This window comes from Arenibacter lacus, from assembly GCF_008711145.1.
GTDB classification, from domain to species: Bacteria; Bacteroidota; Bacteroidia; order Flavobacteriales; family Flavobacteriaceae; genus Arenibacter; species Arenibacter amylolyticus.
Map to the genome: position 1 here is coordinate 84,736 of NZ_VVIN01000004.1, position 12,310 is coordinate 97,045.

Here is a 12,310-nt window from a genome sequence, read left to right on the forward strand (position 1 = left end):
TAGGATATTATGGCAAAGGCAAGTTCAAAAGCGGCTAAGAAGCGCAAAGTAGTGGTAGAGTCTGTGGGCGAAGCCCATGTGACAGCTTCTTTTAATAATATTATTATTTCCTTAACCAACAAAAAAGGAGATGTTATCTCTTGGTCTTCAGCAGGTAAAATGGGTTTTAGAGGCTCTAAAAAGAACACCCCATACGCAGCTCAGGTTGCTTCCGAAGATTGTGCAAGAATTGCGCATGAGGCTGGTTTAAGAAAGGTAAAGGTTTACGTTAAGGGACCAGGAAATGGAAGGGAATCTGCCATCCGATCTCTACACAATGCCGGAATTGAGGTAACAGAAATAATCGATATTACCCCAATGCCGCACAACGGATGTAGACCACCAAAAAGAAGAAGAGTATAATTTTAATAATCATTGACCCGAAATTGGGTTTTTCAAAGGAGTGTAGTTACGATTATCGAAGGATAAGCCTTAATTCATAATCACACTTCCAAAATTAAAGAGAAATGGCAAGATATACAGGACCAAAAACAAAGATCGCCCGTAAATTCGGGGAAGCGATTTTCGGAGACGATAAAGCTTTTGAGAAAAGAAATTATCCTCCTGGACAACATGGTAACAACAGACGCCGTGGTAAAAAGTCCGAATATGCTATCCAGTTAATGGAAAAGCAAAAAGCAAAATACACCTACGGTATTTTGGAAAAACAATTTAGAAACATATTTGGAAAGGCCAACAGAAGTGGTGGAGTTACCGGTGAGGTATTGCTTCAGCTTTGTGAGTCCCGTCTAGATAATGTGGTTTACAGAATGGGGATTGCTCCTACTAGAAGCGCAGCCAGACAATTGGTTTCCCACAGACACATTACCGTGAACGGCGAATTGGTAAATATTCCTTCTTATACCCTAAAGCCAGGTGATGTTGTAGGAGTAAGGGAAAAATCTAAATCCCTAAAAGCCATTGTAGAATCTTTGGACGCCAATTCTAAGGTGTACGAGTGGATTACATGGAATTCAGAAAAAAAGGAGGGTAGTTTTGTTGCCATCCCAGAAAGAATGCAAATTCCGGAAAACATAAAAGAACAATTAATAGTTGAGTTATACTCTAAATAAAACAACACTGATCCAATTATGGCATTATTAAATTTTCAGAAGCCCGATAAAGTTATAATGATTGATTCCTCCGATTTCGAAGGCAAATTTGAATTTCGTCCGTTGGAACCAGGTTATGGCCTTACTATTGGGAACGCATTAAGAAGGGTTCTGCTTTCCTCGTTGGAAGGTTTCGCTATCACTTCAGTCAGAATTGATAAGGTAGAGCACGAGTTTTCTGTAATTTCAGGTGTTGTTGAAGACGTTACCGAAATCATCCTTAACTTAAAGCAAGTTCGCTTTAAGAGGCAGATCGAAGACGTGGACAGTGAGACAGTTTCCATTTCCATTAGTGGAAAAGAGCAGTTAACAGCAGGTGACTTTCAAAAGTTTATCTCTGGTTACCAGGTATTGAACCCAGATTTAGTTATCTGTAATATGGAGTCCTCGGTAAACCTTAACATGGATATTGTCATTGAAAAAGGCAGGGGCTATGTGCCAGCAGAGGAAAACAAGAAATCCAACGCCATGTTGGGGACCATTGCAGTAGATTCTATATTTACACCTATTAAAAACGTAAAGTATAGTATCGAAAACTTTAGGGTAGAACAGAAAACGGATTACGAAAAATTGGTTTTCGAAATTGTTACCGATGGCTCTATCCACCCGAAAGACGCTTTAACGGAAGGGGCGAAAGTTCTTATTCACCACTTTATGTTGTTTTCGGATGAGCGTATTACTTTGGAAGCCGATGAGATTGCGCAAACAGAGACCTATGATGAGGAATCTTTGCACATGCGTCAGCTTTTAAAGACTAAATTGGTAGATTTGGATCTTTCCGTAAGGGCACTTAACTGCTTAAAAGCAGCTGAAGTGGATTCTTTGGGAGACTTGGTTGCCTATAACAAAAACGATTTAATGAAGTTTAGAAACTTTGGAAAAAAATCCTTGACCGAATTGGAAGAATTGGTGATGAACAAAGGATTAAGTTTCGGAATGGACTTATCAAAATATAAATTGGATAAAGATTAATACCGCTTTTTAAGAATGGGATAACCCTATCTACGAAAAGTTTATAGAAAAGTACAATGAGACACGGCAAAAAAGTTAATCATTTAGGAAGAAAGACAGCCCATAGAAGCGCGATGTTGGCTAACATGGCCTGTTCTTTAATAGAGCACAAGAGAATTAATACAACTGTTGCTAAGGCGAAAGCTTTAAAGCAGTTTGTAGAGCCATTGATCACTAGGTCTAAGGCAGAGAACAATCAAACTCTTGAGAAAGGAACCCACAACCGCCGTATCGCTTTTAAAAACCTTCGCGATAAAAATGCAATTACCGAACTTTTCGGGACTGTAGCGGAGAAAGTAGGCGATAGACCAGGTGGGTATACCAGAATTATTAAGCTGGGTAACCGTTTGGGGGATAATGCTGATATGGCGATGATAGAATTGGTGGATTTCAACGAAATCTACAATGCTGACAAGCCTAAGAAGCAAAAAACTACCAGAAGAGGTAGAGGAGCTAAAAAGGCTGCTACGCCCGAAGCACCTGCTACTAACACTGAAGCAAAAGCGGATACGGATTCTAAAGCAGAACCTAAAGGTGATGATTCCAAAGAATAAGTCAGCTTTTAAATAATACTATTTTTTAAAAAGGATAAGCCTTAAAGCTTATCCTTTTTTTATATCAAATAATCCGGTTTTCTCGTAACTTTGTGGCTGCGAGTGCTATAGCCGGCTAGGGAAAGCATCCAACTATATATCATTTTGTCAATTTAATAAAGGGAACACTAGTAAATGAAGTATCAATCAAGAAAAAAAGCAATTTTGTTATTGGCCGATGGAACTATATTTCACGGCAAGTCTGTAGGTGACAAAGAAGGAACGGTCTTTGGAGAGGCGTGCTTTAATACCGGAATGACCGGATATCAGGAAATATTCACTGATCCTTCCTATTACGGGCAGATCATGGTAACAAGCAATGCCCATATTGGCAATTATGGTACACGTGACGAAGAAGTAGAATCTGATACGGTACAAATAGCTGGTTTGGTATGCAAGAATTTCAGTTATAACTATTCCAGGGATCTATCCGATGCAAGTTTGTTAGAGTTTATGGAGAAGAGCAATTTGTTTGCCATATCCGATGTAGATACCCGTGCTTTGGTAGGTTATATTAGAGATCATGGAGCCATGAACGCCGTTATGACCACCGATGTTAACAATATTGAAGAATTAAAAAAGCAGCTGGCCGAAGTGCCTAATATGGAAGGTTTGGAACTGGCTTCCAAAGTTTCTACCAAAGAAGCTTATTACTTTGGTGAGGAAACTGCAAAGTATAGGATTGCAGCTTTGGATATTGGGATTAAAAGGAATATTCTTAGAAACCTAGCCAAAAGGGATGCTTATATAAAGGTGTTTCCTTACAACGCTACCTTCGAGGAAATGAGTGAATGGAATCCGGATGGATATTTTATTTCTAATGGACCTGGAGATCCAGATCCTTTGCACGAAGCCGTAGCAGCTGCTAAGAAAATGATCGAATCTGGTAAGCCAGTATTTGGTATTTGCCTTGGACATCAGGTGTTGGCTTTGGCTAACGAGGTGTCTACTTATAAAATGCATAACGGACATAGGGGTATTAACCACCCGGTTATGAACCTATTGACAGGGAAAGGGGAAATCACTTCCCAAAATCATGGTTTTGCGGTGAATAAGGAAGAAGCAGAGGCTAATCCTAATTTAGAGTTGACCCATGTGCATCTAAATGACAATACCTTGGCTGGGATGAGGATAAAGGGGAAGGATGTATTTTCGGTTCAATACCACCCAGAAGCTAGTCCAGGACCCAATGATGCCAATTACCTATTTGATCAATTCTTAGAAATGATCCAATCTGCATCCAACTAAAACGATAGAGTCCCATAATAGGCCCTAAAACGGCTATTTGGGCGATAATAATAGGGAGGAACGGGCTTCCTTTACTATATTTGCATAATAAATTAAATAAAATTAAAATTACGATATATGAGTATCATCCTAAGCGTTCATGCAAGACAAATTCTTGATTCTAGAGGTAATCCTACGGTAGAAGTAGATGTAATCACCGAAAATGGTATTATGGGTAGGGCTGCTGTTCCATCCGGAGCTTCTACTGGAGAGCACGAGGCCGTTGAGTTGCGTGATGGAGGCAAGACTTTTATGGGCAAAGGGGTATCACAGGCGGTAGAAAATGTGAATACCGTGATTGCTGAAGAAATATTGGGTATGTCCGTTTTTGAGCAGAACTTGGTAGACCAGGTGATGATCGACTTGGACGGTACGCCAAACAAATCAAAACTGGGAGCTAACGCCATTCTAGGTGTATCTTTGGCAGTAGCCAAGGCGGCAGCAAATGAATTGGGACTTTCCCTTTTTAGATATGTAGGAGGGGTAAGTGCAAACACTTTGCCTGTGCCTATGATGAATATAATTAACGGTGGTTCTCACTCCGATGCCCCGATCGCTTTTCAGGAATTTATGGTGATGCCCATTAAGGCAAAAAGTTTTTCCCACGCTATGCAGATGGGAACCGAAATTTTCCACCACCTAAAAGACGTTCTTCACGAAAGAGGGTTAAGTACAGCTGTAGGTGATGAAGGTGGTTTTGCACCTAATCTTGCAGGAGGTACCGAAGATGCTTTGGACACCATAGCTAAAGCAGTAGAAAAAGCAGGCTATAAATTAGGAGACGAAGTAATGATCGCCTTGGATTGTGCTGCTGCAGAATTCTACGTGGATGGTAAATATGACTATACTAAATTTGAAGGAGACAAGGGAGTGGTAAGAACCTCTGAGGAACAAGCTCAATACTTGGCAGATCTAAGCGCCAAATACCCTATCCTTTCCATTGAAGACGGTATGGATGAAAACGATTGGGATGGTTGGAAAGCCCTGACCGAAAAAATTGGGGATAAGGTACAATTAGTAGGAGACGATTTGTTTGTTACTAATGTTGAGCGTTTATCCAGAGGAATTAAAGAGGGTATCGCAAACTCCATTTTGATTAAGGTAAACCAGATTGGAACACTTACCGAAACTATAGCAGCTATCAATATGGCTAAGAATGCAGGATTTACCTCCGTAATGTCGCACCGTTCAGGAGAGACTGAGGACAATACCATTGCAGATCTTGCCGTTGCACTGAACACCGGACAGATTAAAACAGGTTCTGCCTCAAGGTCCGATAGGATGGCAAAATATAACCAGTTGCTTAGAATTGAAGAGGAATTGGGAACTGTGGCCTATTATCCGCAGAGAAATGCTTTTAACATTTAATAGCTTTTCTTTTAATTGCAACAATAAAAAAATGCCATTCAAAACTTGAATGGCATTTTTTATTAATTAAATCGAGCTATTGTTATTATATCAGAAATAAATATTTATATTATACTTTATTAACCAACCCTTTAAAATAACCTATGATCAACTTTCTATTTGTATCCGCAGAGAACGATGGCATTGCTAGATGCAAGGCGGGTGGAATGGGGGATGTGGTCCGTGATGTACCACGACATATTTCTGGGCGCGGAGATGCTGCGCATATCGTTGTGCCTTCCTATTCCAGGCTACACCAAAACGGAACGCTGGTGGGGACCATGTCTCTTAATCTAAGGGGGATGGAATATTTGGCGGAACTATATAAAGTTCCTCCGAAGAGGGAGTTTGATAATGTGCATCACTATGTTGTACATCATCCGGAAATAACCGCAGGGGAAATAGGTCATATCTACCATGACGATCCTGAGGAGGCTTTCTATACCGACAATGTAAAATACACCATTTTTTGTACAGCGGTTGCCGAAGCTATAAAGTTGGGGTACTTTGGCGAGCTAGATATTGTGCATATGCACGACTGGCACTCTAGTCTTTTACTGTTCTTAAAAACGTACCACCCGGATTACACCGATTTAAAGAAGATGCGTTTTGTGTATACCATACACAATCTCGCTATTCAAGGGATAAGACCCTTCTACAATAACTATTCGTCCTTGTCCCATTGGTTTCCAAATATCCCTATTGATGAGGAAGCCTTAAGGGACCATCGTTACCAAGACTGTATTAACCTTATGGCCGTAGGGATTCGGCTTGCAGATGCTGTGCATACCGTATCTCCCTCCTATAAGGAAGATGTGCTGTTGCCTAGCAATCCGCCAGAGTTTATTGGGGGAGAAGGATTGGAAACGGATCTGCAGCAAGCGAATAACGAAGGAAGGCTGTTTGGAATCTTAAATGGTGCCAACTACAATAATATTAGGGTAGCAGAAACAGGTTTTATTTATAGAAATATTGTAAAAGCCCTTTTTGGATGGCTACAAGACGAGAATAAAAAATATAAGGCCGACTTCCTTGCCCATACAGGAGAGAAGGTAATGAGGTATGTTTCCAATAGGCCTAAATTTATCATCTCTAGTGTGGCCAGATTAACAGAACAGAAGTTTTACTTTTTTAAGCGATCTCCAGAAGCATTTGAAGAAATTCTGGAAAAATTGAAAAAGGTTGATGGAATTTTTATGCTCTTGGGAACTGGGGCGCCAGATTATGAGCAACTGTTTCGCGAGTTGAGCTATAAGCACGAAAACTTTATTTTTACCAACGGACAGTCCGAAGACCTTATAGATTCTATTTATCTGGAAACCGACCTTTACTTTATGCCCAGCTTATTTGAGCCATGCGGAATAAGTCAGATGTTGTCCATGCGAAATGGAAATCCCTGTTTGGTTCATAACACTGGGGGGCTAAAGGATACTGTGGAACATATGAAAACTGGTTTTAGTTTTGATGGGGACACCTATGATGAGAAGATCAAAAACATGTTGGAAGTGACAGAACAGGCAATTGACATTTTTATCAACGATAAACCAAAATGGAAGAAGATAGGGGCCAACGCCAAAAAAATGAGATTTACCTGGGAAAAATCCTTGGATGACTACTATAAATATTTGTATTCCATTAATCCATAAATAAAGGCTCCGCTTTTATTAAATCGATTTCATAATAATTTGTAAAATAAGAAATCCTGAATTGTTAAACTTAGGTGTTTTTAGTAATTTTACCGTTAATCAAAAAAATAGGAAGCTAAGAAATGTCAAATAACGCAAGATTGGAATATGCTGGAAAAAGTTACGAATTTCCAGTGATAAAAGGTACTGAGAATGAATTGGCCATCGATATAAAAACTATGCGTTCCGCTACGGGAATGATCACTATCGATCCTGGCTATAAGAATACGGGCTCTTGTCAAAGTGCCATTACGTTTCTGGACGGGGAAAAAGGCATGTTGCGGTACAGAGGGTATTCCATTGAAGAATTAGCGGAAAAGGCAGATTTTTTAGAAGTGGCCTATTTGTTGATTTTTGGGGAATTGCCCAATCAAGAGGAACTCAACAAATTTCATAACGATATTAAGGGAGAGTCTCATGTAGATGAGGAGATGAAGAAAATTTTGGACGGTTTTCCAAAATCGGCGCACCCCATGGGAGTGCTTACTAGTTTAACTTCTGCTTTGATTGCATTTAACCCCAGCTCTGTGAATGTATCCTCCGAAAAGGAGATGTATTGGGCCATTGTAAGAATCTTGGCAAAATTTCCCGTACTGGTAGCATGGACCTTAAGAAAGAAAAAAGGCCTTCCGTTAGATTATGGGGATGATACCTTGGGCTATGTGGAGAACATCCATAAGATGATGTTTAAAAGACCCAACCACCAATATGAAAAGAACAAGGTGGTCATCGATGCCCTGGATAAATTATTGATCCTACATGCAGACCACGAGCAGAACTGCTCCACCTCTACCGTACGTATGGTGGGGTCGTCTCACGCGGGGCTGTTTGCCTCCTTGTCCGCAGGGATCGCTGCATTATGGGGTCCTTTGCACGGTGGGGCTAATCAAGCCGTATTGGAGATGCTAGAGGCTATTGCGGCCGATGGTGGGGATACCAAGAAATATATGAACAAGGCCAAGGATAAAAACGATCCATTTAGATTAATGGGCTTTGGGCATAGAGTATATAAGAATTTTGATCCAAGGGCTAGAATAATAAAAAAGGCAGCAGACGAGGTGTTGAGTGATCTTGGGTTGGAAGATCCTATTTTGGATATTGCCAAAGGCTTGGAAAAAGAAGCACTGGAAGATTCCTATTTTGTAGATAGAAAATTATATCCAAACGTAGATTTTTATTCTGGAATCATCTACAGGTCGCTAGGAATTCCAACTGAAATGTTCACGGTAATGTTTGCCTTGGGCCGTTTACCGGGGTGGATTGCCCAGTGGAGGGAAATGAGGTTGAACAACGAACCTATAGGTCGTCCTAGACAGGTATACGTTGGGCATCCGTCCAGGGAGTTTGTAGAATTGGATAAAAGATAATAGGACCCCCTATTGATTACACTGCCCCAAGTATTTAAAATGCTTGGGGCAGGTTATTTATAAGTATAAGTATTTTATATTTGATTAAAAATCGGCAATGATAAAGTTGAATATTAAGGACGAGACTTCAAGTTTAAAGTCGGTGGTGTTGGGAACAGCAGTTCATAGCGGTCCAGTCCCCTTGGCAGAGGAGGCGTATGATCCAAAGTCGTTACAGCACATTCTAGCGGGTACCTATCCCAAGGAGGAAGATATGATAGGTGAAATAGCGGCCTTTACCGCGGTCTTGGAAAAACATAATGTACAAGTGTTTAGTCCGAAGGTCATTGCAAATTGCAACCAGATCTTTGCTAGGGATATCGCCTTTGTCATAGAAGATAAGTTGATTAAAGCAAATATCCTTCCAGACAGGGAAAGAGAGTTCGATGCTATAAAATACGTCCTAAAGAAAATACATGAAGACCAAATTATTTACCCTCCTAAGGAGGTTCATATAGAAGGCGGGGATGTAATGCCGTGGAACGATCATATATTTATAGGCACTTATACCGGGCTGGATTATGCCGATTATATAACCGCTAGAACCAATAAAGCGGCTGTGGAATTTTTAAAGGAAAAGTTTCCGAATAAGACGGTTAAGGCCTTCGAACTTCGTAAATCCAATACCAATCCCAAGGAAAATGCCCTGCATTTGGATTGTTGTTTTCAGCCCATAGGTAGGGATATGGCAATTTTGCATAAAAATGGATTCTTGGTAGAAGAGGAATACCAATGGTTGGTAGATTACTTTGGGAAAGACAAGGTATTTGAGATTACCAAAGAGGAGATGTATAATATGATGAGCAATGTTTTTTCCATTTCGCCAACCGTGGTGGTGTCGGAGCGTAATTTTACCAGGTTAAACAACTGGCTTAGGGACCGTGGGATAACCGTAGAGGAAATTCCCTATGCGGAAGTTTCCAAACAGGGAGGTTTGCTTAGGTGTAGCACCTTACCACTGGTTAGGGAGTAGCTTATGTGGATGCCACAACGTGTTGCGTATTTCCTATAAAAATTGACAGTGGTACCAGTAAAGTGGGGGAGGCTAAAGGCTTATTTTATACAAAATCAATAGTACTCCATTTACGGGAATAAAAGATATCTTTGCCCCGGCTTAAAACGGTGGCCATGGACAGTTTAAGGTCCGTTGCCAGCCAAATTATCATTCCAATTCAATTCGTTTAGGTTTAGTGTTTCAATTTTTTAAAAATTAAAATAATGCAGATTACCAATAACATTCTTATGATCCGTCCGGTAAATTTTCGGATGAACGAGCAGACTGCAGTAAACAATTACTTTCAGGAAGATATTGATTTAAAAAATAAAGAGATAAATAGTAGAGCCCAGGCAGAGTTCGATGCCTTTGTACGTGTGCTAAGGGAAAAGGGTGTAAACGTAATTGTAATGGAAGATAGGAAGGAGGTAGATACTCCAGATGCAGTGTTCCCTAACAATTGGATATCTTTTCATGAAGATGGTACTGTGGGACTTTATCCCTTATTTGCGGAAAATAGGAGAAAGGAGCGTAGGGAGGATGTTTTGGATGTTTTGGAGGAAAAAGGTTTTGTTATCCGTAATATTATGGATTATACCGCTGCAGAGGCCGAAGAATTGTTCCTTGAGGCTACCGGGGTTATGATCTTGGATAGGGAAAACCAAAAGGCGTATTGTGCCCTTTCCCAGCGTGCAGATGAGGATCTTTTGATAGAATTTTGTGAGGATTTTGAATTTACTCCTGTAGTATTTACCGCTTACCAATCTGTAAATGGAGGAAGGAAACCAATTTATCACACCAATGTTATGATGTGCTTGGCAGAAACCTTTGCCGTTATCTGCTTGGATTCGATAGATGATAACAAGGAAAAGAAAAATGTGGTTTCCCATTTAAAGAAAGATGGAAAGGAAATTATCGCTATTACCGAGGCGCAAATGCACCAATTTGCCGGCAATATGCTTCAAGTGTTGGGAATGGGGAGTAAGCGACTTCTTGTGATGAGTACCACTGCTTATGAGAGCCTTAGGCCCGACCAGATTGCAGCGATCGAAAAACATTGTGAAATTGTACACAGTTCCTTGGATACCATTGAAACCTGTGGGGGAGGAAGTGCAAGATGCATGATGGCAGAGGTGTTTTTGCCAAAAGAATAGTCTTTTTAACTCAAAATTTAATAGGCTTCCTAATTTAGGCTATTCTCATGCCCGGATTTAGGAAGCCTTTTTTGTATTATCAACTGCCTTAGAAATAATAGGGTCATAATTATCATGAAAAAGGCAAAAGGTAGGGAGGTGATGATCAATAACTTTTGTGCCGCTACCAACACATCTACCGCTGGTTTGGCATTTCCCAAAAGAATCATGGCAACGGTAGTAAGAAATAGGAAAATAGACCAAAGCAGGCGATGTAATTTTTTCGGGTTTTTGTTCCCCTTATCCGAAAACATGCTCAATACATAAACTGCAGAATCTACCGAAGTAACCAAGAATCCGATTAAGAGTACAATGGTGGTCAAGTTTAATAGGGTGGCCATGGGGTAATTGGCAAAGAATATAAATAGGGATGAAAATACCCCGCTAAACTCCCCCTGGTAACCGCCCCAGCCCTCTATGAGTTGAAAGGCCGAGCTTCCAAAAACGGAAAACCAGAAAAATGTTCCCAAACTAGGGACAATTAATACTCCCAATGACAATTGTCGCAAGGTGCGTCCTTTGGATATGCGTGCAATGAAAATTCCTGTAAAAGGAGCCCAGGCAATCCAAAATGCCCAATAGTAATAGGTCCAGTCCGTTAAAAATGCAATGCCCGGATCATAGTCTCCATAGGCTAAACTCATAGGGATAAAATCTATGAAATATTGCCAAGTAGCTTTGAAAAAATTTATAAGAACCATATTGATATCGCTGTTGAAAAAAGTAAATAACAACAAGGCAAGGGTAATTCGGATGTTTATTTTAGAGATTACTTTTATCCCTCTCTTAACACCGTTCCAGGCAGAATATAGGGCAAGGGAAGAGATAAGTGTGGTTAATAATAAGGTGGCATATAGTCCGTTATTTGCAGAGAATACATGGTTTATTCCCCCATTTATCTGAGTAGTACCCAGGCCAATGGCGGCTACCAGACCAAATACCGTGGTAATAATGGTTAAAATGTCGATGCCCAGTTTTATGGGCTTTTGGGATACTGCGTCTTCAAGAGTGGCGCTTACCAATACCTTTCGTTTTTTTGTGAAAAGGAAATAGCCGATGACCATTGCGAAAAGTCCGTAAAATGCCCAAGCCGTAAAGCCCCATTGATAAAAGGTGTAGGTTAAGGCAAGGATGTCTGGGGAGGCCTGGGAAGCGTAGGGTGGATGTTGTTGCATAAAAACAGGTTCTTGTACCGCCCGTAATAATATACCGGCGCCCATCCCGGCACTGTACAACATGGCAATCCATGCCCAAAAACTATGCTCCGGAAACTGTGAAGATTTTCCAAGTCTGATGCTCCCTAAGGGGGACAAGGCAATGCCCAATAGTAAGAGCACACAGCCTAAGCCTAAATAGAGATAAAAGGCTCCAAAATAATTTCGTACCCAAAGTGAGGTTGCTTCTATGGTGTTGTAGGTAGCCTCGGTAGCTAGGAACACCGTTAAAATCAGGAGGGTTAAGATCCCGATTGAAATGGAGAGTAGTGGGTTTTTAAAAATGGATCTGAGTGCCTTAATTTTTTTCTCGATTAATAGTTTACGGAGTCTAACTGCCCTTATAATTAATACGTGTTTCCAAGATGT

The 12,310-nt window shown here is 40.6% G+C and carries 11 protein-coding genes; 10 read left to right on the top strand and 1 reads right to left on the bottom strand.

Annotation, left to right across the window (positions count from 1 at the left end; genetic code table 11):
* The first annotated feature begins 9 nt into the window (after positions 1 to 9).
* The 10 genes from rpsK (at position 10) to ctlX (ending at position 10,688) form a co-directional block, all read left to right on the top strand.
* A complete protein-coding gene (rpsK, locus tag F1E73_RS03015) occupies positions 10 to 402 on the top strand; it encodes a 30S ribosomal protein S11 (protein ID WP_086476066.1) in 393 nt (130 codons plus the stop codon).
* A 104-nt stretch (positions 403 to 506) separates the two neighbouring features.
* Positions 507 to 1,112 carry a 30S ribosomal protein S4 gene (rpsD, locus tag F1E73_RS03020; protein ID WP_086476067.1) on the top strand — a complete coding sequence of 202 codons (606 nt, stop codon included), beginning with the start codon at positions 507 to 509 and terminating at the stop codon, positions 1,110 to 1,112.
* 18 nt (positions 1,113 to 1,130) lie between these two features.
* Entirely contained in the window at positions 1,131 to 2,123 is a 993-nt protein-coding gene (locus F1E73_RS03025) for a DNA-directed RNA polymerase subunit alpha (RefSeq protein ID WP_086476068.1), read from the top strand.
* A 56-nt stretch (positions 2,124 to 2,179) separates the two neighbouring features.
* Positions 2,180 to 2,716, top strand: coding sequence for a 50S ribosomal protein L17 (gene rplQ / locus F1E73_RS03030; protein ID WP_086476069.1), 537 nt, complete (start codon positions 2,180 to 2,182; stop codon positions 2,714 to 2,716).
* 174 nt (positions 2,717 to 2,890) lie between these two features.
* The gene (gene carA / locus F1E73_RS03035) at positions 2,891 to 4,003 is read left to right on the top strand and encodes a glutamine-hydrolyzing carbamoyl-phosphate synthase small subunit (RefSeq protein ID WP_086476070.1); all 1,113 of its coding nucleotides are present in this window, start codon (positions 2,891 to 2,893) and stop codon (positions 4,001 to 4,003) included.
* Positions 4,004 to 4,120: 117 nt separating this feature from the next.
* Complete coding sequence (gene eno, locus F1E73_RS03040) at positions 4,121 to 5,410, top strand: phosphopyruvate hydratase (protein WP_086476071.1); 1,290 nt, start codon at positions 4,121 to 4,123, stop codon at positions 5,408 to 5,410.
* Positions 5,411 to 5,553: 143 nt separating this feature from the next.
* Entirely contained in the window at positions 5,554 to 7,095 is a 1,542-nt protein-coding gene (locus F1E73_RS03045) for a glycogen synthase (protein WP_150451057.1), read from the top strand.
* Between the two features lie 122 nt (positions 7,096 to 7,217).
* The gene (locus F1E73_RS03050; protein ID WP_086476073.1) at positions 7,218 to 8,501 is read left to right on the top strand and encodes a citrate synthase; all 1,284 of its coding nucleotides are present in this window, start codon (positions 7,218 to 7,220) and stop codon (positions 8,499 to 8,501) included.
* Positions 8,502 to 8,598: 97 nt separating this feature from the next.
* Positions 8,599 to 9,513, top strand: coding sequence for a dimethylarginine dimethylaminohydrolase family protein (locus F1E73_RS03055; RefSeq protein WP_150451058.1), 915 nt, complete (start codon positions 8,599 to 8,601; stop codon positions 9,511 to 9,513).
* 245 nt (positions 9,514 to 9,758) lie between these two features.
* Entirely contained in the window at positions 9,759 to 10,688 is a 930-nt protein-coding gene (gene ctlX / locus F1E73_RS03060; RefSeq protein WP_150451059.1) for a citrulline utilization hydrolase CtlX, read from the top strand.
* Positions 10,689 to 10,717: 29 nt separating this feature from the next.
* Here ctlX and F1E73_RS03065 read toward each other — a convergent pair whose 3' ends face one another.
* Complete coding sequence (locus tag F1E73_RS03065; protein WP_317132943.1) at positions 10,718 to 12,289, bottom strand: BCCT family transporter; 1,572 nt, start codon at positions 12,287 to 12,289, stop codon at positions 10,718 to 10,720.
* Positions 12,290 to 12,310 lie beyond the last annotated feature (21 nt).

Bases quoted from the DNA above. Each gene is read 5' to 3' on its own strand.
- carA (WP_086476070.1), top strand. From the start codon at position 2,891: ATGAAGTATCAATCAAGAAAAAAAGCAATTTTGTTATTGGCCGATGGA.
- F1E73_RS03045 (WP_150451057.1), top strand. From the start codon at position 5,554: ATGATCAACTTTCTATTTGTATCCGCAGAGAACGATGGCATTGCTAGA.
- rplQ (WP_086476069.1), top strand. From the start codon at position 2,180: ATGAGACACGGCAAAAAAGTTAATCATTTAGGAAGAAAGACAGCCCAT.
- F1E73_RS03055 (WP_150451058.1), top strand. From the start codon at position 8,599: ATGATAAAGTTGAATATTAAGGACGAGACTTCAAGTTTAAAGTCGGTG.
- F1E73_RS03025 (WP_086476068.1), top strand. From the start codon at position 1,131: ATGGCATTATTAAATTTTCAGAAGCCCGATAAAGTTATAATGATTGAT.
- rpsD (WP_086476067.1), top strand. From the start codon at position 507: ATGGCAAGATATACAGGACCAAAAACAAAGATCGCCCGTAAATTCGGG.
- F1E73_RS03050 (WP_086476073.1), top strand. From the start codon at position 7,218: ATGTCAAATAACGCAAGATTGGAATATGCTGGAAAAAGTTACGAATTT.
- ctlX (WP_150451059.1), top strand. From the start codon at position 9,759: ATGCAGATTACCAATAACATTCTTATGATCCGTCCGGTAAATTTTCGG.
- rpsK (WP_086476066.1), top strand. From the start codon at position 10: ATGGCAAAGGCAAGTTCAAAAGCGGCTAAGAAGCGCAAAGTAGTGGTA.
- eno (WP_086476071.1), top strand. From the start codon at position 4,121: ATGAGTATCATCCTAAGCGTTCATGCAAGACAAATTCTTGATTCTAGA.